Annotated in this window: 21 protein-coding genes; all 21 read left to right on the top strand. The window is 42.0% G+C overall.

What is annotated here, in order from left to right:
* Nucleotides 1-7 precede the first annotated feature (7 nt).
* The 21 genes from flhB to flgL all read left to right on the top strand — a co-directional run bounded on the left by flhB (nt 8) and on the right by flgL (nt 19,321).
* Nucleotides 8-1,075, top strand: coding sequence for a flagellar biosynthesis protein FlhB (flhB, locus tag FD50_RS04720; protein WP_056960606.1), 1,068 nt, complete (start codon nt 8-10; stop codon nt 1,073-1,075).
* Nucleotides 1,076-1,101: 26 nt separating this feature from the next.
* Complete coding sequence (gene flhA / locus FD50_RS04715; RefSeq protein WP_056960605.1) at nt 1,102-3,183, top strand: flagellar biosynthesis protein FlhA; 2,082 nt, start codon at nt 1,102-1,104, stop codon at nt 3,181-3,183.
* Between the two features lie 40 nt (nt 3,184-3,223).
* Nucleotides 3,224-3,934 (top strand): sigma-70 family RNA polymerase sigma factor, encoded by a 711-nt coding sequence (locus FD50_RS04710; protein ID WP_054756399.1) that lies wholly within the window; start codon nt 3,224-3,226, stop codon nt 3,932-3,934.
* A complete protein-coding gene (locus FD50_RS04705) occupies nt 3,931-4,635 on the top strand; it encodes a flagellar hook-basal body protein (protein WP_056960604.1) in 705 nt (234 codons plus the stop codon). The genes FD50_RS04710 and FD50_RS04705 overlap by 4 nt, the downstream gene beginning before the upstream one ends.
* Nucleotides 4,636-4,648: 13 nt before the next feature.
* Entirely contained in the window at nt 4,649-5,431 is a 783-nt protein-coding gene (locus FD50_RS04700; RefSeq protein WP_056960603.1) for a flagellar hook-basal body protein, read from the top strand.
* A gap of 17 nt (nt 5,432-5,448) precedes the next feature.
* The gene (locus FD50_RS04695) at nt 5,449-6,159 is read left to right on the top strand and encodes a cell division ATP-binding protein FtsE (protein WP_056960602.1); all 711 of its coding nucleotides are present in this window, start codon (nt 5,449-5,451) and stop codon (nt 6,157-6,159) included.
* Nucleotides 6,160-6,323: 164 nt separating this feature from the next.
* Nucleotides 6,324-7,622, top strand: a complete 1,299-nt coding sequence (locus tag FD50_RS04690; protein ID WP_056960601.1) for a methyl-accepting chemotaxis protein — start codon at nt 6,324-6,326, stop codon at nt 7,620-7,622.
* Nucleotides 7,623-7,648: 26 nt separating this feature from the next.
* Nucleotides 7,649-8,176, top strand: a complete 528-nt coding sequence (locus FD50_RS04685) for a chemotaxis protein CheW (RefSeq protein ID WP_054756405.1) — start codon at nt 7,649-7,651, stop codon at nt 8,174-8,176.
* The gene (locus tag FD50_RS04680; RefSeq protein ID WP_056960600.1) at nt 8,151-8,648 is read left to right on the top strand and encodes a chemotaxis protein CheD; all 498 of its coding nucleotides are present in this window, start codon (nt 8,151-8,153) and stop codon (nt 8,646-8,648) included. Before FD50_RS04685 ends, FD50_RS04680 begins: the two co-directional genes overlap by 26 nt.
* 12 nt (nt 8,649-8,660) lie before the next feature.
* A complete protein-coding gene (cheB, locus tag FD50_RS04675; RefSeq protein WP_187328401.1) occupies nt 8,661-9,674 on the top strand; it encodes a chemotaxis-specific protein-glutamate methyltransferase CheB in 1,014 nt (337 codons plus the stop codon).
* 5 nt (nt 9,675-9,679) lie between these two features.
* Nucleotides 9,680-10,453, top strand: a complete 774-nt coding sequence (locus FD50_RS04670; RefSeq protein WP_056960630.1) for a CheR family methyltransferase — start codon at nt 9,680-9,682, stop codon at nt 10,451-10,453.
* Between the two features lie 20 nt (nt 10,454-10,473).
* On the top strand, nt 10,474-12,546 hold the full coding sequence (locus FD50_RS04665; RefSeq protein ID WP_056960599.1) for a chemotaxis protein CheA: 2,073 nt from the start codon (nt 10,474-10,476) through the stop codon (nt 12,544-12,546).
* Nucleotides 12,543-13,130, top strand: a complete 588-nt coding sequence (locus tag FD50_RS04660; protein WP_056960598.1) for a chemotaxis protein CheC — start codon at nt 12,543-12,545, stop codon at nt 13,128-13,130. The genes FD50_RS04665 and FD50_RS04660 overlap by 4 nt, the downstream gene beginning before the upstream one ends.
* A 15-nt stretch (nt 13,131-13,145) precedes the next feature.
* Nucleotides 13,146-13,508, top strand: coding sequence for a response regulator (locus FD50_RS04655; RefSeq protein ID WP_054756411.1), 363 nt, complete (start codon nt 13,146-13,148; stop codon nt 13,506-13,508).
* Between the two features lie 18 nt (nt 13,509-13,526).
* On the top strand, nt 13,527-13,919 hold the full coding sequence (locus tag FD50_RS04650) for a chemotaxis protein CheW (RefSeq protein WP_056960597.1): 393 nt from the start codon (nt 13,527-13,529) through the stop codon (nt 13,917-13,919).
* A gap of 16 nt (nt 13,920-13,935) precedes the next feature.
* On the top strand, nt 13,936-14,949 hold the full coding sequence (fliM, locus tag FD50_RS04645; protein WP_056960596.1) for a flagellar motor switch protein FliM: 1,014 nt from the start codon (nt 13,936-13,938) through the stop codon (nt 14,947-14,949).
* A complete protein-coding gene (gene fliY / locus FD50_RS04640) occupies nt 14,942-16,048 on the top strand; it encodes a flagellar motor switch phosphatase FliY (RefSeq protein WP_054756415.1) in 1,107 nt (368 codons plus the stop codon). The genes fliM and fliY overlap by 8 nt, the downstream gene beginning before the upstream one ends.
* Nucleotides 16,049-16,192: 144 nt before the next feature.
* Nucleotides 16,193-16,480: a flagellar biosynthesis anti-sigma factor FlgM gene (flgM, locus tag FD50_RS04635; protein ID WP_054756416.1), complete on the top strand. Its 288-nt coding sequence runs from the start codon at nt 16,193-16,195 to the stop codon at nt 16,478-16,480.
* Nucleotides 16,481-16,483: 3 nt separating this feature from the next.
* The gene (locus tag FD50_RS04630) at nt 16,484-16,843 is read left to right on the top strand and encodes a hypothetical protein (RefSeq protein ID WP_056960595.1); all 360 of its coding nucleotides are present in this window, start codon (nt 16,484-16,486) and stop codon (nt 16,841-16,843) included.
* A gap of 21 nt (nt 16,844-16,864) precedes the next feature.
* On the top strand, nt 16,865-18,391 hold the full coding sequence (gene flgK, locus FD50_RS04625) for a flagellar hook-associated protein FlgK (protein ID WP_056960594.1): 1,527 nt from the start codon (nt 16,865-16,867) through the stop codon (nt 18,389-18,391).
* Nucleotides 18,392-18,397: 6 nt separating this feature from the next.
* The gene (flgL, locus tag FD50_RS04620) at nt 18,398-19,321 is read left to right on the top strand and encodes a flagellar hook-associated protein FlgL (protein WP_056960593.1); all 924 of its coding nucleotides are present in this window, start codon (nt 18,398-18,400) and stop codon (nt 19,319-19,321) included.
* Nucleotides 19,322-19,516: the final 195 nt, after the last annotated feature.

Genomic DNA, 19,516 nt, shown 5'->3' with positions numbered 1-19,516 from the left:
AAAAAAGATGGCAGGTAAAGATGGCAAAACTGAACGTCCCACACCTAAGCGGCTACGGGATGCCCGCAAACGTGGCGAGGTTCCTAAAAGCCAAGAAGTAAGTGCGGCTGCAGCTCTGTTTGTTTTTTCGCTGGTTCTGTTGCCCTCATGGGAATTTGTGATTGAACATTACTTGCCTTACCTGACACAATTTTTGGAACAAGTCGCAGCTTTTAAGGTCCAGTATCGGGATCTGCCTAAGATTGCTGTTCAAGCAGTCCTGATGATTTTTTTCCTGGCGGCGCCCTTCATGATCTTGAGCGTGCTGGTGGCCTTTCTTGCGAATTTTGCGCAGACAGGATTCTTGTTTTCGACCAAACCATTAAAACCTGATTTTAAAAGGTTAAATCCTGTGAATGGTTTCAAACAAATGCTGGGCTTGCGCTCGGTTTTTAACATGGGGAAGACCTTAGCTAAGTTTGGAATCATTGTTTACTTTTGCTATCGCGAATTTATGGATAATATTCCAATTATGTTGAATCTCAGTAGCGTTGGAACACCCAAGGTCTTACTTTTTGTTTTGAATTTCGCCCAAGCCTTGACTTTTAAAGTAGCCCTGCTGTTACTTGTCTTAGCATTGATAGATTATTTTTATCAGCGCTATAGCTTTCGTAAAAATCTGCGAATGTCCAAAGAGGAAATTAAGGAAGAATTCAAACAACAAGAAGGGGATCCTAAGGTTAAATCACAGCGTAAAGCCCGTTATCAGGCAATGGTTCGAAATGCAATTGCTAAGGTTAAAGATGCAACAGTCTTGATCACCAATCCGACTCATTTTGCTTTAGCGATCAAGTATGATCCTCAAAAAGAAGGAATTCCTGTTCTTTTGGCAAAAGGAAAAGACGACTTGGCACAAAGAATGAAGGCTGAAGCACGCAAGGAACATGTGCCGCTGATCGAAAATCGGCCTGTTGCCCATGCAATCTACGCCCAAGTAGAACCAGGTGAATTTGTACCACCAGAGCTTTATGAATCAGTTGCGGAAATCATTGCACTTGTATATCAGTTAGACGAAAAGGAAAAGAACAAAATTTAGATGAATTATTGGGAGGAACTGCACGTATGAGCAAGGCGGTTGCAAGGAAAAGAAGTAAAAGAAAGCTGAATTATGCGGATGTGATCGTTTCATTTCTGGTTGTCAGCATCATTGGCCTGATCATTGTCCCCTTACCGGCAGTTATCTTGGATGTCTTAATCGTGATCAACTTGACGGTCGCAATCAATATTTTGCTGATTACCTTGTTCACACACTCTGTTTTAGAGTTTACGACATTTCCCACGCTTTTATTGCTGACAACAATGTTTAAGTTGGGACTCAATATGGCATCGACGCGGTTGATACTGACAGAAGGCAATGGTGGAAACGTGATTGCGGCTTTTGCCAATGTGGTAGCGGGAAGCAACTACATTGTGGGAATTATTTTGTTTGTCATTATCATGATTGTCCAATTGGTCGTTGTTACCAATGGGGCAGGACGAGTTTCTGAGGTGTCAGCTCGGTTCACCTTAGATGCAATGCCGGGAAAGCAGATGGCAATTGACTCAGATCTTAATTCGGGGTTGATTACTGAACAAGATGCCCGTAAACGCCGTAAAGATCTGCAAAGAGAGGCCGATTTTTATGGATCCATGGATGGTGCCAGTAAATTTGTAAAAGGTGATGCCATCGCCGGAATTGTGATTACGCTGGTGAATTTGATTGCAGGGACAATTATCTTTTCATTAAAAGGTGATTTAGCAATCACGGATGCGCTTTCGCAATTTGGAAAGCTTTCAATTGGTGATGGGCTGGTAAGTTCAATTCCTTCATTACTTGTGTCGATTGCATCCGGGATTATTGTGACACGCTCTGATAACAACAGTTCTTTTGGCTTGGATATCGCTAAAGATGTTGTGCGCTATCCACAGCTTTTCAGAATTGTGGGAGTTATCTTACTGGTCTTGGCAGTTGTTCCTGGTTTTCCGTTTCTGCCATTCATCATTATCGGGGTGTTGATGTTTGGGGCAAGTACCCTTGTGACACAAAATGAGCAGAAGGTAAATATTAGACAGAAAAAAGAAGAACAGACACTGGCCTTGCAACGTAAGAAAAAGGAACAAGAAGAGGACGAATCTGTTTCATCCTTTCAAGTTGAGCCGATTGCAATTGAGATCGGCTATGGGTTGATTCCGTTGGTAGACAGTTCTGTAGACAACAGTCTGATGAACCGAATAATTGCAATTCGCAAGCAAACTGCGCGTGAATTAGGAATCCTTGTACACCCTGTCAGAATTAGAGACAATCTTTATCTTGAGTCTAATGATTATTCAATCAAGATTAGGGGAAATGAGGTTGGCAAAGGCGAAATCTACCCTGATAAATTTATGATTATCAGCCCAAACGATGAAAAATTCCCATTTAAGGGAATTCCGACAAAGGAACCAGCCTTTAAGATTGATGCGATGTGGATAGAAGAAAAAGATAAAGAAGCTGCTGATTTGCAAGGCTTTACAATTATTGAACCTTTGACGGTGATTGCAACACACTTGAAGGAAATTATCTTTGCGCATGCCCCTGAGCTCTTGGGTCGACAAGAGGTTAAAAAGTTATTGGAAGGAATTAAGGAACAAAATAATGTCGTAATTGATGAACTGATTCCCGACATTTTGCGGCTGGGTGAAGTTGAAAAGGTATTGCAAAACTTACTTGAGGAAAAAATTCCGATTAATGACTTGGCGACGATCCTAGAGACCTTAGCGGATTATGGAACAGTTACCAAGGATACTGAGCAGTTGACAGAGTATGTCCGACAGGCATTGCGACGGACAATTGCAGCCAAGTATGCTGCGGATGATCGTTCTTTGAATGTTGTGACGATCCATCCTAAGGTTGAAGAATTGATCATGCAAAGCATTCAAAAGACAGCAACCGGGTCGTATCCGGTGCTCAAACCGGATGCGGTTAACCGTATTTTAGAAGCAGTTGATAAAATTCAACAAGAATTAATGATGAAAAATATTTCATTTGTTATCTTAACATCGCCGAAGATCAGGCTTGCTTTTCGCAAATTAATTTCGTTTAACTTTCCTAACATGGCAGTGCTTTCGTTAAATGAAATTCCAAATGAGCTTGCAATCGAAACAGTCGGAAACGTCAGTCTGTAAAGAGGGCGTTTAGGAGAAAGCATGCAAAGGAGGCGTTTTTGTGTACGAATTGAATCTGGAAGACGAGGTTTTAAAATATTTGCCATTAGTAGAGCGAGTAGCAAATCGAATTTCTATTAAGAATACTGAGTACGAGTATGGTGATCTCTACAACATTGGTGTGATTGGCTTAATGGATGCGTTACGCAAATTCGATGCTACTAAAAAAGTACCGTTTGAAAGTTATGCGAGCATTCGGATTAAAGGCGCAATTATCGACGAGATCAGGAAACACGCTAAGATTTCGCGGTATAAGATGACGGCTATTAATCGTTTTTACCATGCAAAGCAGGAATTAGAACAAGAATTAAAGCGAGAAGCAACTGAAAAAGAACTCTGTGCCAAAATGAAGATTACGGCGCGGCAATTATCAGAGGTCTATGAAAACATTCATTTTTTGGCCAGCGTTTCACTGGAAGATACTCTATTTTCCCATGAAGACGGTGGGATGGCACTCACGGACATTCTGCCTGACAATCACACTGTTAGCGGAGAAGAAAAATTACTGCGTAATGAACGCAGACAAGCCTTGATTGCAAGTATCAAGCGTTTGCCGGAACGCGAGCAATTGATTTTGAGCCTGTATTACAAAGACGAGGCAACTTTAAAAGAGATTGCACAGATCTTAGACATTTCGATCGCACGGGTTTCACAGATTCATGGCAAGGTGATTTCCAAGCTCAAAGGACTCATTAAGGAGGAATTGAAATGATACGCGGATTGGACACACTCAGACAAAATATCGATGTTTTGTTAAAAAGGCAGGAAAATGCCAGCAGTAATATCGCTAACGTTAACACAACTGGTTATCAGGCTAAAAAGCTTTTTCAATCAACGCTTAAACAAGTCCGTTTTCAGAATTATCAAGGCGGTCCAAATGTCAATCAGCGCACAGAAATTGGAGATTTTACCTTTGGAAACCAGCTTGATGGAGCTGCATTGAATCCTGAAAAGGGTGCATTTAAACAAACAGGACGTTCGACTGATTTTGCAATTCAAAATGATGGGTACTTCACTGTCAAAATGCCAAATGGCACCACTGCTTATACACGTAATGGAAATTTTAAAGTGAATGCTCAAAATGAATACGTAACTCAGGAAGGTTATCAGGTGTTGAGCGCTGCAGGAACTGCGGTGGCGGCAGGACAAAATCCAGCCTTTGGCATTGTGGCTTTTGATAACCCGCAACAATTGGAAAGTCAGGGAAATACATATTATACAACCACGCAAACACCCCATAACGTCCAAACAGCACAAGTCTTAAATGGGTATTTGGAACAGTCAAATGTAGCAACTGCTGATGAAATGGTTTCATTAATTCAGACAGGGCGCGAGTTTGAAGCCAATCAGAAGGCACTGAGCACGAACAATGAAACGCTTAATAAAGCAGTTAACGAGTTGGGGAAAATTTAGGAGGTGCGCTGAAATGAATCTTGGGGGAATTTTAACAACCAGCAGATCCGGGTTAAACGGAATGCAAAAAAGTCTTGATAATATTGCCAATAACATTGCCAATGTCGATACTGTGGGCTACAAAAGTCGTGATACTAGTTTTCGAGAACTACTGAATAATCAAGTAAATCAAAATGAAGTTGGGTTAAGCCAAAATGCAGGGCAGATTGGGTTGGATCGCGGCTTGGAAGTTGACCAGGAATCAATTAACCAAGCACAAGGTGCGCTGAAAAAAACTTCGTCGCCGTATGACTTGGCGATTACAGGTCAAGGTTATTTTGGAGTATACGATCAAAGCGGACAGTTTTATCTGACAAGGGCTGGTAATTTTCAACGGAATGCAGCAGGGGAACTGGTCAATCAAGCTGGGGACCGGTTAGCGATTACAACTACTGTCCCACAGGCACAGTGGCCTCAAGGTGACGTTAAGATTGCTGCAGATGGAACGATTAGCATTCAGGAAGGCGCTAATGCAACCACAGTCGGCAAGATTCCATTATATCAACCGCAAAATATGGAAGATCTTCAAACGGCCGGTAATAATCGTTATCGGGTTGTAAACGGGGGAACGCTGTTAGCAACCACCAACGGAGATAATCTCGGGACGATTAATCAGTATGCTTTGGAAAATTCAACGGTTGAACTTGCAGGTTCAATGGCTGATATGATTACAACTCAGCGTGCGTATGCCCTGAATGCTAAAGTATTGCAATCAACGGATGACATGTTGGGAACCGTCAACCGCTTTTCTGAATAAACAAGGATGGGTGACGAATGATTAGGCTCAAGAATGTCAGCAAGGAATTTGAGAATGGAATTACAGCGTTAGCAAAGATTTCCTTTGACGTTGCACAAGGAGAGTTTGTTTATGTTGTTGGACCAAGCGGTGCAGGTAAATCAACCCTGCTTAAACTCCTCTGGCGTGAAGAACAATTGAGTGCGGGGTCCATCGTAATGGGGAATGCGCACTTAGAAAAGATCCCGGCGCATGCACTATATAAGTTGCGGCGTCAATTAGGCATTGTCTTGCAAACCGATTTGTTTATTCCCTATTACTCAGTTTTTGAAAACATTCGTTATTGTTTGGAAGCAGTTGGTGTAAAGAAAGCTGCAATCAAGGAGCGGGCACAAGCTGTTTTAGAGCAGGTTGGGATGGAGGCCTATCAGGATCGTTTCTTAAATGAACTTTCACTAGGACAGCAAAAAAAGATTGCAATTGCCAGAGCACTTGTTAATCAGCCGCCAGTAGTTTTAGCAGATGAACCGACGGCGAATTTGGATGCCAAGTCTTCATTAGAGATCATGAAACTTTTTTTTAGAATAAATCAGTCGGGAACGACGGTGATCATGGTTACGCATGACAGTACAATGGTCAACACTGTGCGCAAACGTGTTCTTGAGTTGCGTGCAGGAAAGCTAGTCCGAGATGAAGTGCGTGGTGGCTTTACGCGTTTTGCTGATCCAAAAGATGTTTATATCTGGTAGTTTTCGTATTAAAAATTCTTACATAATTACCGATATGAAAGAAGGAGGATCACTAGCGAATAGTTCAGTATAGCGTTATCAAAGCTATTTTTGACAAAACAGCTATTCGAAGAAGGGGTTCTTAAAAAATCTAATGGTTTCTTATAGCGGAAGGGGTATCAACAATGTCCAAAAAATTTTTGAAAGTGTTCCAAGGACCACGTGTCCACGTTCTTGCACCAGTCGGAATCACATTTTTAGTTTTATTAGGGACATACTTGCTTGTTATCAATGGGAGCGGCAATGCAGTTGCGACACAGAAGTTTTGGATCTTTGCAGGGATCGTGTTAGTACTGCACATAATTGCCTGTGAAACACTGGGGATGAGTCGAGGAGCATCTTACCAAGGTGCACTTGAGAAGGTTCAAAAGAATATCGCACAGGTTGTTGCGGGAGATTTATCACACCTTGATGAACTGACTCCGCAAAAGTCAGATCAAAAGGTGATCTTTAAAATTAAGGATGGCGTCAAGGGATTAGCCAACGCCTTTATTGCGATTATTGTCGGCATCAAGAGTGAAAGCGATCGGATGAGCACAATGACTGCAGCGTTAGCGCAAACCTCAAGAAAATCTAATGATTCGATTGAAAATGTTAGAGATACGATGAACAGTATCGCAGAAGCTTCTAGTTCTCAGGCGGCAGAAGCAGAACAAACTGCAAGTGATATGCAGGTTTTAGCAAAAAATATCGAGAAGATTCATCGTGAGATTGAACTGATGAATGGCTATGTTGAAGAATCGCAAAAGTCCAATGCGACTAACTCCGAAATGATGGTGCATGTTTCATCCAACTGGGAAAAAGAGCGCGGCAATCAAGCACAGCTCGTTGACGAGATGGATAAGATGAATAAAGATGTGCAAAATATTGGTAATATTGTTGAATTAATTACCGATTTGTCAGAGCAGACTAATTTGTTGGCATTAAATGCTTCCATCGAAGCTGCCCGTGCAGGAGAAGCAGGACGCGGATTTGCGATCGTGGCTGAAGAGGTTCGCAGCTTGGCAGAACAAAGCGGAGAATCCACCAAAAATATTCGTGAAATTATCGAAGCAGTTAAAAAGAAGTCACAGCATATGGTTTCTTCCATCAACTCTTCATATGAGAGCGGTGAACGTCAGACTGAAGATCTGAAAAAGGCAATCACGTCTACCAAGAATGTTTCTGAAATTGTTGAAAAATTTGTCGACAGTATTAAAAAGATTGAAAAAAATGTCAAGGGAGTCGTTGAAGAAAAAGACATGGTCAGCCAGTCAGTTAGCAACATTTCTTCTGCTATCTCAGAAACTTCTGCTGGGACGGAAGAAGTTACTGCCAATCTTGAAGAATTTTTCGCAAGAATTAAGGAATTTGAAAAAGATGTCAAAGAAATTGAAGATATTACCAATGTATTGAAATTCCAAGTTGATAGTTTCAAGCTTTAAAAAATTCAAGAAAGGAGCCGCCTGTCATGGAACAGTATGTGATCTTTAAAAGTCATGAACAACTCTTTGCACTTCCAGTTAAAATCGTTAAAAGAGTCGTTGAAGAAGATAATTTTATTACTTTACCGGAAGTACCTGCTTTTGTGCTAGGAGCCTACGAATTCCAAAAGCATATGGTTCCTGTCATTGATCTGCGGGCCAAACTTTTTAAACAGGCAACTGCCGTTGATAATGATACTAAGGTAATCTTGTGTAATTGGAAAGAACAGTCACTAGGATTACTGGTTGAAAATATTGTGGGTATTACGGCATTAACTGAGACAAATTATGAAGATGAGCTGGCACAAGCAAATTTGAAACGCGGATACATGAGTAAGTTTTTGAAGATGGATGACAATGTGGTAGTTTCACTTGATCTTGAGTATTTGTTTGATAATCGGCAAGAAAAATCGCTGTTGCAGACCGTTGACGACATGGATAATACTGCAGATGGGGATAAGTCAACCGTTAAAAAAGGCGAAAACAGCGATGGAACTGACACAAAAAGAAATTAAGGTCAGTATTGCTGACTACAAGCTTGCAAGCTCACCGGATAAGATGCTCACAGTTGGTTTGGGTTCTTGCGTGGGAACTTTCATTTATGATGAACGGGTAGGAATCGGAGGGTTGAGCCACATTATGTTGCCAGATAGCAAACCCTTTGTGGGAAAAGGAACAATTAATCCTGCTAAATTTGCAGACCTAGCCTTACCCGCGATGGTAGCTGAACTGAAAAAAGGTGCTCCAAGCAGCAATTTGAAGGCCAAAATTGTGGGGGGAGCTAATATGTTTAACTTCAACTCGCTTTCTGCAAATGGTAATGTAGGGCAGCGCAATATTCAAGCTGTAAAAGAGATGCTGCAGGCACTGCAGATTCCATTGCTGGCAGAGCATGTCGGTGGCAAGACTGGCAGGACAATGATCGTTGATTTAAAAGATTTCAAGACGATGGTTAGGCTTGTTCATAGCCAGATAGTATATATATGAGGAGTTTCTTAGATGATGGATGTCTTGGTGGTTGATGATTCAATATTTATGCGTAAGATCGTAACGGATATTCTAGCAACTCAAGCAGATTTTAGGTTGACGGCAACTGCTAGAAATGGCAAGCAAGCGCTGGAGTTGGTTGCGCAAGCAAAGTTTGATTTGATCTTATTAGATGTTGTGATGCCCGTTTTAGGTGGGTTAGAGACCTTGGGTGAGTTAAAAAAGCGGACTGCTGCTCCCGTAATTATGCTGACAGGAGAAACTAATCAAAAAACGGTCGTAGAAGCTTTAGCGCTTGGGGCAGTAGATTTTATTGAAAAACCAACCAGTTTGATGACTGTCAAAGAAGAATGGATTAATAATTTTTGTGCTCGAATTAGAGCAGTCAGTACACATCATGAACAGCCGCACATCCAGCGTAAAACGCCTGCAGCTGTGGTGACAGCGTCGCAGTTACCTAATTTGCAGAAAAAAACCAAAGCAGTTGTGATTGGAGCTTCTACTGGTGGACCCGGTGCACTTTTGAGTTTAATTGCGATGCTACCAGATGAGTTAAAAATGCCACTTTTTATCGTACAGCATATGCCTAAGGAGTTTACTGCATCGTTTGCTGCACGGCTGAATCAAGAAACTCAAGTGACGGTTGTAGAAGCTCGCGATGGAGAAAAAATAGAAGCGCAAGTGTACCTGTGCCCAGGAAATCAGCATATGACACTTGCGGCCGGTTGCATCAAGCTTGACCAACGACCGAAGTTGCATGGGACGCGGCCAGCAGTAGATTATCTTTTTAATTCTGCTGCCGCGGCTTATGGGCCAGCATTAACGGCAATTATTTTGACAGGCATGGGTAAAGACGGAACTGCTGGGATGAAAACCATCAAGCAGGCCGGTGGTTATACAATTGCACAGGATGAAGCTTCAAGTGTAGTTTTTGGAATGCCGCGCAGTGCAATTGAAAATGAGGTCGTGGATGAAGTGCTATCTTTGGAAATGATTGGAAGAAAATTAAGGCGAATTGTTGGGTGAAAAAAATGGAACTAAATTTTACTTTCTTTAACAATTGGGTACAAAAACAGTTGGGAATCGAACTTTCCGCGTATAAAGAACGGCAGATGCAACGGCGAATTGTCAATATAATGCACAAGGCGCAGGTTCAGACGTTGGAAGAGTACGCTAGATTGCTTGAAAAAGATGCGCTTGAACGCACGGCCTTTATTGAGCATTTAACAATTAATGTGACCAATTTTTACCGGAACAAAGAGATTTTTGAGACATTTGCCCAGCAGTTAAAAACAGAAATCTTTGCACACTTTGAGGCGCCTAAGATCTGGAGTGCGGCTTGCTCAACAGGTGCAGAGCCTTATACATTGGCGATGATTGCTGCCAAGATGAATTGTTCCAATGCCCGGATCATCGCAACGGATATTGACGAGGCAATCTTACACAAGGCACGTGCGGGGCTTTATCGCGAATATGAGGTGAATGAACTTTCTAAAACTGAGCTGCAGCGTTTTTTTACAAGATTACCAGATGGCAGTTTCGAAGCCAAAAATGAGCTTAAACGTAAGGTGACCTTTAAGCGTCAGGATCTATTGCAAGATCCGTATGAACAAAGTTGTCATGCAGTCGTCTGTCGCAACGTTACAATCTACTTTAAAGCGCAAGCACGGGATGAAGTTTACCGCAAATTGGTTGCTGCGCTTGTTCCGGGGGGAATTCTTTTTACCGGTGCGACGGAAACAATTAATGCAGCCAGTCAATTAGGTCTTAAAAAACTGGATTCATTTATTTATCAAAAGGTGTAAAAGGGAAAGGAGTGAGCTTAATGGATGACAATAGTGTATATCGTGACCTTTTTTTCGAAGAAAGCGATGATCATCTGCAACAGCTAAATGATAATGTCTTGGAGCTAGAAAGCGAACCGGACAACATGGATCTCGTTAATGAGATCTTTCGCTCAGCGCATACGCTAAAAGGAATGGCGGCAACTATGGGTTATGATGTAATGACCAAGTTGACGCATAAAATGGAAAATATGTTTGATTTTTTCAAATCAGGCAAATTGAAAGTCAATAGCGATTATATCTCATTGATTTTTAAATGTTTAGATCGTCTGTCGCAACTGATTGAAGATTTACGCGATGAAAAAGAACTTAGCAATCAGCAGATTGAAGATTTACTGGCTGAACTGGAGAAAGTTGAAAGCAGTGTAACTGGTAAGAAAACGACTGCAGCGTCCCAGACAAGCACAGCACAAAGCCCGCTCACAAGTGTTCAAGAGCAACTTGAGGAGGCTGATCTGGATGTGATTCAAAAAGCTGCCGCCGAAGGATACCATGCTTACAGTATCGCCATCAGGCTGGATGCAGGAACGTTATTAAAAGGGCCCCGTGTCTTTTTAATCATGGAAAAGCTGGAACAAGAAGGCGATGTTATTCACACTGAACCGAGTGTGGATCTGCTTGAAAATGGCGACTTTGAGACAGACTTCAAATTGGTCTTTTTAACTAAGGACAATTTAGACGAGGTCAAACAAAATATTGAAGGCAACAGTGAATTAGCAGCATTTTGTGCTGAAGAATTCGCAGAACAAAAACATTACGGGGCTGCTGTAAAGTCGCAATTACAAGCGGCGAAACCGCAACCGCAAACTCAGCCTGCTGCTAAGCCAGTTGCAAAAGCGCAGCCTAAACCGGTGCAAAAGCCGCGCAAAAAAGGGGAAAAACCGGCACATAATAACGCGCGTAATCAATCAATCAGAGTTGATTTGACTAGGCTCGATCGCTTCTTGAATCTTGTTTCTGAATTAGTTGTTTACCGTAATCAGCTTGATGATGCTAGCAAGCGTAATAGCGAAGAAGAAGTTAAGGATTCGCTTGAACAGGTTTCACGGCTGACTTCTGAATTGCAAGAGCTGGTTTTAAAGATTCGAATGCAGCAAGTTAGTGTAGTCTTCACGCGCTTTCCACGGATGGTACGTGATCTGGCACGTGACCTAGGCAAAGAAATGGAATTAGTAATTGAAGGCGAAGAAACTGAACTTGATAAAACAGTTGTTTCAGAACTGAGCGAACCTTTGATTCACCTGCTGCGCAACTCTGCTGATCATGGGATTGAACAGCCTGACGTACGTGAGCAGATGGGCAAACCGCGCAAAGGAACAATCAAGTTATCTGCATATCAAGAAGGAAATCGAGTCAACATTACCTTAGAAGATGATGGCAAAGGGCTTGATCCGCAGGTTATGAAAGAAAGTGCCGAGAGTAAAGGCATTGACACTACCGGCATGTCCGATGATGAATTGATCCACTTGATCTTCCATCCGGGCTTTTCGACTGCTAAAAAGGTCACAAATATTTCAGGCCGTGGAGTCGGACTGGATGCAGTAATGGCTAAGATTGGAGAACTAGGCGGTTCGCTTGAGATGAAGACAGAATTGCATGTGGGGACCAAATTCATCATTAAACTACCATTGACCTTGTCAATCATTCAGGCCTTAATGGTTAAAATTGGTGCCGAAGTTTTTGCCGTTCCGCTGGATGTGGTTGAGCGCGTTGTCATGATTAATGATGAAAAAGATTTGATCAAGACTTCTGATCAAGAGGTCTATCGTTTCCAAGAAGAACTGATTCCAGTGATTCGGACTGCACACCTGCTGCAAATTCCAGATACAGCTTCTACTAAAAAATTTGCAATTATTGTTAAAAGCGATCATAGCTATCATGCTGTTTTAGTTAGCGAACTGATTGGACAACAAGAAATTGTAATTAAGAAATTGGATGCTGCCTTGCAGAAGCTGCAGAAGTATCAGGGAGCAACGATCATTGGAAATGGTGCGGTGGCGCTTATCTTGGACATAAACTCAATCTGCCAGGGTAAGAAGGAAAGTCAAAAATGAAATATACCAGCCTGCAGTTAGACGCCTTGAAAGAAGTCATTAATATTGGGGGCGGACATGCAGCTACAAGTATTTCTAAGCTTGTAGCAAGAAAAATTGAGATGGATGTTCCGGCGGTCAAGATTTTAAGTTATCATGAATTGTACCAAGATATCTTGGCTGATAATGTTGAGGTTCATGCGGTTATCAGTGGGATTGTTGGCGAATATGGTGGAATTGTTTTGTTCGTGGTGGCAGATGATGCTGTCGCTAAGTTAGCAGAGCTCATGCTAGGAAGTTCCAGCAGCGACAAAGCAGTGAAAATGTCGGCGGTCAGTGAGTTGACAAATATTATTTCAAATTCTTTCTTGGGTGCGATCGGCAAATTATTAGAGGTGCAGTTACAGTCATCCTTGCCGGTGATTCAAGATGATTATTTTGGAGCAGTTATCAGCAGCGCTTATGTAGCTTTGGATCAATATGACGATCAAATCATGGTCATCCGAAACGAATTTACGTATGCAAAAGAACGGCTGGATGCATCGTTATTTTTAATTCCTGAAACAGGAGTTATTGACCGGATCGTTAAATCTTTAGGAATCTGAGAGGGGATAATTGAATTGGGAAAAAAAGTTTTGATTGTTGACGATGCTGTTTTTATGCGCATGAAATTAAAGGATATTTTGGAAAAGAACGGGTATGAAGTGGCCGATGAGGCGCAAAACGGGCAAGAAGCCATCGATAAGTATCAGGCAACTAAACCGGATTTGGTAACGATGGATATTACAATGCCCGATGTAGACGGAATTGAGGCTCTTAAAGGCATCAAGGCGTTTGATGGCGGCGCTAAGGTCGTGATGTGCAGTGCGATGGGGCAGCAAGAAATGGTGATGGAAGCCATTAAAGCCGGAGCAGTTGACTTTATTGTTAAGCCCTTTGATACGGAACGCGTTATTAAGGCGCTTGACAAGGCGCTTTCCTAAAAGTCAGGAGATGATATGATGCAGATGATTCTCTTTAAAATGAAGCAGCAGTTTTATTTAATCGCTGCTGATACTGTAGAAGAAGTAATTGACACTGTCAGAATTACGAAGGTACCGCTAGCTCCGCATTGGATTAAAGGGCTGATTAACCTTAGAGGCTCTGTCCTGACTGTTACGGGTCTTGCGGAGTTGTTGGAGATTGAAGCACCAGCAGAAAATATGAATATCCTGATTATGAAGAATCAAGAAGAACGCAAAGGGCTTTTAATTGAGGAAGTAATCAAGGTCGTCGATGTGACACCTGAAGATATTCAATTGGGAGATGCTTCAAAAGGGAAGTATTACGCTGGCATGGTGGCTGTTAAAGATGATGTGGCAAATATTGTTGATGTGAAACAATTGATTTTTTGATAAGTGAGGGATCTCTGTGGACCAAGTATTGACGCAACAAGAAATTGACTCGCTGTTGAAAGCAATGGACAACGGTGAGATCAGCCAAGAAGAAATTGAAGAAGAAAATGACGCTGTAAAGGTCAAGAGCTATGATTTCAGAAGGCCAACGAAGCTTTCGAAGGAATACGTCAATACGCTGCACATGATCTTCGAAGACTTTTCAAAAGTGAGCAGTAATACCTTTTCAACTTTGCTGCGCACCAATGCTAACTTTCAGCTCGCTTCGATTGAACAGGTCAGTTATGATGAATTCGTCCATTCGATACCGCGGGTGACTCTCATCGGGCAATTTCATTCCGAACCGCTTAAGGGTGTGCAACTGTTGGAGATGAATCCACAATTGTGCATGTTACTGGTTGAGTTGCTGTGTGGTGGACCTGATGGTAAGAAAAATATTGGTGCTCTGGATAAGATCGATGAAAAAAAAGAGTTCACCGACATTGAGCTAGCTGTGCTTGAGGAAGTTGTGCAAGAATTTGGCAAGATCTTTCAAAATGTGTGGAGTGAAATTGTCAAGCTGGAGACAAAAGTTGAGGGACTGAGTAGCAATCCGCAATTATTGCAGAATATGTCCCCTAATGAGCCGGTGATTATGGTAACTTTTACTGCTAATATTGCCGGAGTTGCAACGTTTGTTAATCTGTGCATCCCGTACGTTTTCTTCGATGAGATCACTGATAAGCTGAGTTTTCGCAGCTGGTTTGATACCAGTCACGAATTTGATGCAAGTGAAGAAAAGAAGCTGCAAAAAGGGATGAATGACGTTAAGCTGCAGTTGGAAGTCTTGCTGGGAAATGCGCAGCTTGAATTGGCGAACCTATTACACCTAGAAGTGGGCGATGTTATCAAATTGGACCGCAAGATAACGGAACCGTTGAATTCATATATTGAAGGCAGCCCTTTTTACAGGGTTAAGCTGGGGAAGAAAAATCAACAACTAGCGGTCGAACTTATCGATAAGTTGGAGGGAGAACAAGACAATGAGTGACACTTTATCACAAGCAGAGGTCGATGCACTGATGGCTGGGAACGCGTCTGCTAAAGACGAACACCAAGACACCGGGATTGATGAAAAAGCCAAGCAGGATATTATCGGTGAAGTCGGTAATATCTCAATGTCGCAGGCAGCAACAACGCTTTCCTCGATTTTAAACCGCAGAGTCAGCATTACAACTCCGCGAGTTTCAAAATTGAAGTTTGAAGAGGTTTTAGCGGGCGTTAATGCGCCTAAAGTTGCAACAATTGTTGAATTCAAAGAAGGCCTTGCAGGCTCAAATCTGTTTTTGCTGGAGGTTAAAGACGCCGTAGTGATTGCTGATTTGATGATGGGTGGAGATGGAAATCCAACATCAGATGAGTTTGGCGAACTGCAGTTAAGTGCAGTCGCAGAGGCCATGAACCAGATGATTGGTTCTGCTTCAACTTCGATGGCAACAATGATCAACAAGAAAGTTGACATTCTGCCTCCTTCTGTGAAGCTCTGGGAAGATGCTTCAAATATCGAGTATAAAGGGATTGTCAAAGCAGAGGAAATCTATCGCATTTCATTTTCACTTTCTGTTGAAGGTCTAATTGAAAGTGAAATCATGCAAATCTTTACTGAAGATATGGTCAAAGATATCTCAAATGCATTGCTCTCTGATAAAGCAACTGTGATTGAACGTGACGATACTGCAGCAAAGACTCAGCAACCGGAAAAGAAACCGGCTCCTAAAGATGTCGCAGCCGCGGCACCTAAAAAAGCGAGTGTAACAGGACAGTCTAAGCGGGTGGTTGAAGTCAGCAAACCTGAATTTCAACAATTAGAAGAAAATAAGGCCGCAGAAGGTGACAATCTGGATCTATTGCTGGACGTGCCGCTTAATCTTAGCGTGGTTTTGGGACGCAGTGAAAAAACGATTCGTGACATTCTTTCCTTTAATTCGGGTTCAGTGATTGAACTTGATCGGTTGACGGATGAGCCCTTGGAGATTTTGTTGAATGGTAAGCCAATTGCAACAGGTGAAGTTGTAGTGATTAATGAGAACTTTGGAATTCGTATCACTAATATTCTATCACCGAGTCAACGAATTCACCGGCTTAAATAAGCAACGCGTCAATTACCTTGAGGATTAGCCACGTAAAATTGTAAAATTAAAATGAAAGTCAAAAAAAGTTATTCCTACCGGTTTAACTTTTTTTAATTCTGCCGATATGTAAAATGTGAGACTTTTTTGAAGGGAGTGGACGCGATGAAAATTGAACGCTATCAAGAAAATAATAATTATCAACAAATTGAACAAGGGCAGCAATTGAACAGCAAGAAGACCGATAAAGCTGCTAAGTCGGCTACTGCTGAACAAGTGACCTTATCAGAGAATGCACAAAAAATTAGGAAAGCAGCAAGTGCTGAAACAGGTGTTGACGTGGAAAAAGTCAACCAGTTAAAAAATGCGATTAAAAATGGCACTTACCAAGTATCAGCTGCAGAAATTGCCGATCAGATGTTGGGTTTGAATGCTGAACAAAAGGAAGATTAGAGGATGCAAGAAACTGAATTTCAAGTGCAACTGAAAAAGTTCAGTCGTATTCTTAAGCGGGAAAAGCAGTTCCTAATTAAAGATCAAGCTGAGGAATTGTTAGCATTAGTCGCACAAAAGGAGCAGTTTGTACCACTGCTGCAGAATTATGAAGGGGAAATTTCCGCTGACACACGGCAACTGTTGCGTCAAATCAAAGTACAACAAGTAGAAAATACGTTATTAACACAACAGGCGATCGGATATCAAAAGATGTTGATGGCAGCCGTCAAAGCTAATCTTAAGAATCCTGCGGGAACTTATTCTAAGAACGCAGAAGTCTTTGATACACAGCGAACAGCAATGATTGATCGTGAAGTCTAGCGTAAGGGAGGATTTTGTTGAATGGTAGGACTATTTGGAACATTGGGCACTGCGACGAGCGGAATGTCCGCTAATCAGGTTGCACTGCAGACGAGCAGCCACAATATTGCCAATACGAATACAGATGGTTACTCTCGGCAAAGAGTGCTGTTGCAGACGAGCACGCCTTATAGTCTGCCAGGAGTTGGGACTCTTGGGACGGGAGTTCAGTCTGGCGGAGTAGAGCGAATCGTTGATGATTTTGTCCGGGGACAAATTCGCGACAGCAATTCACAATATCAGTTTTCCAAGCAGAAGTCAGATACGCTCGGACAGTTGGAAGATATGTTTAATGAACCTTCGGATAATGGGTTGATGACTCAATTATCGACATTGACTAGCAGTTGGACGCAACTTGCTAATAATCCGGAACTGGGCACGGCCAAGACGCTGGTAATTCAAAATGCCAGTACATTTGCAGATACGCTGCGTGGAATGGCAACGAATATTAATCAATTGAAATCTGATACAATTCAAGATGTTGCCAAAAATGCATTAGACTTTAACGAAAAAGTCACGCAACTGAAGGATTTGAACGAACAAATCTACAAGCTGACAAGTCAGGGTGAAACACCGAATGATCTTTTGGATTCGCGTGATTCAGTATTGAAAGATCTTTCGGGACTCGCAAATATCACCACCACTACAGATAAATACGGACGCGCTTTTGTCCAAAGTGATGGGCAGGATATTTTGACTGTTGACACTCAGGCAACGTTAAGCGTAGTCGTGGGAAGCCAGACAGGGCAGAGTACAGTTGCCAAAGATGGGAATACCGTTAACGGCGAGACTACGATTACAACCGCTTATCCGGCAGGAACAATTTTATTAACAAAAGCAGGAACGACTGCTGACCAGTCGACCTACAGCCCATTGACGATTTCAACAGGAACGTTAGGTGGATTGCAGAATTCAGCCAATGAGATCCAAGATCGCTTGCAAGAATTGAATGATTTTGCAGAAACGGTTGCTAAGACCACCAATACAGTTTTTACTGATGGTAAGCAAAGCAACAGCGGCTTTTTTGAAATTGGAAATGATTCCGCCAATTATGCTGAGAATTTTAAAGTCAATGAGGCGCTGGTTAGTGATCCCACCACAATTTCTGCGGGACAGACTGCTGCAACAGGAGATGGCAGTCGCGCACTGGCAATTTCTAAGCTTGCGACTACTAAATTCGGTTATCCAGTGTCGACGACTGAGCTTGCAAGCTACGATCAGACAACAATGCAGTTTACGCAAGAAACCAGTGGTAAAACTTTTGCATCGGCTTTCAATAATATGGTTACCAAAAATGGGATTTCCAAGCAGCAGGCTGATAATACTTCTGCTGCACAGCTTTCAGTGCTTAATCAGCTTGAGTATAAAAACGAATCGACTTCTGGGGTTTCTTTAAACGAAGAAATGTCGGATGTAATTCGCTTTCAACAGGGTTTTCAAGCTAATGCACGGTTACTTTCGGTTGTTTCTGAGATGTTGGATACCTTAATCAACAGAACGGGGGTTTAGAAAAAGATGAGAATCTCTAATAATATTACATACAGCGATTTTTTGCAGAATCTAAGTTCCAATTCCAGCAAGGTCCAAAAGTCAATGGATCAGTTATCAAGTTTTAAGGAGATCAGTAAATCTTCTGATAACCCGTTGCTTGCTTCGAAAATCATGGATTTAAATAACTCAGTTGCACAAAATTCGATGTACTCAACTACTATCTCGGACGCACTTTCTTGGTCTCAAGTCCAAGATTCAGCACTGAGCAGTGTCAGCAACTCGCTTTCGCGTATTCGGACGTTAGTGCAGTCATCTGCCACGGCAACTTCGGGAACTGATGAAGTCGCCGCTAATAAAGATGAGATTCAACAGAGTATTTCAGAGCTAGTTGATACTTTGAATACTAACTTTGATGGGCGCTACATTTTTGGTGGCGAAAATACCACGACGGTTCCTTTCGAGGTGCAAAAAAACAGTGCAGGTGACATTACGGGCTTGAAGTACAATGGAACATCGCAGAATCTTTCACGAGAAATTTCGAATGGAGTTTCAGTTGATCTTTTAGCAAACGGAAATACTTTAATGAACGAAACTGGCACGAGTACTCAGCCGCAAAATCTCGGAACGTATTTCAACAGTCTGATTACTGCCCTGAATTCTAATGATAAAACCGCGCTTTCAGGAAATCTTTTGCAGGGAATCGATAATTACAGCGAGAACTTTGTAACAGTGCGTTCCCAAGTTGGCGCGCTAGAGAATCGTTTAACGGCTGCGCAGTCTCGTAACACAACTGAAAAAACAAATCTGACAGAAGAACTTTCAAATAAGCAGGATGTGGATGTTGCCCAAAAGTATATGGAATATCAAAATCAAATGACTGCCTATCAAGCAACTCTGGCGATGGGCACCAAGATCATGCAGACATCGGTATTGAACTACATGAGCTAAGATGGAAATCTGGCTGAAAATTGAGGCACATAAAAAGTAAGAAGGAGAGTTTGGGACAAAAGTCGCAAACTCTTTTTTTGTCCCTTATTTCCAAACAGCTAGTGCTGAAACATGCACCAAAAGTCAGTTAGCTGCACTTAACCTTGTCAGACAATTCTACTCCAAAATTATTTGGGCAACGCTATTAATGCTTGC

Origin of the sequence: Liquorilactobacillus satsumensis DSM 16230 = JCM 12392, from assembly GCF_001435195.1 — a bacterium.
In the GTDB taxonomy this organism is placed as follows: domain Bacteria; phylum Bacillota; class Bacilli; order Lactobacillales; family Lactobacillaceae; genus Liquorilactobacillus; species Liquorilactobacillus satsumensis.
This window is presented reverse-complemented; position numbering and strand designations above follow the sequence as displayed.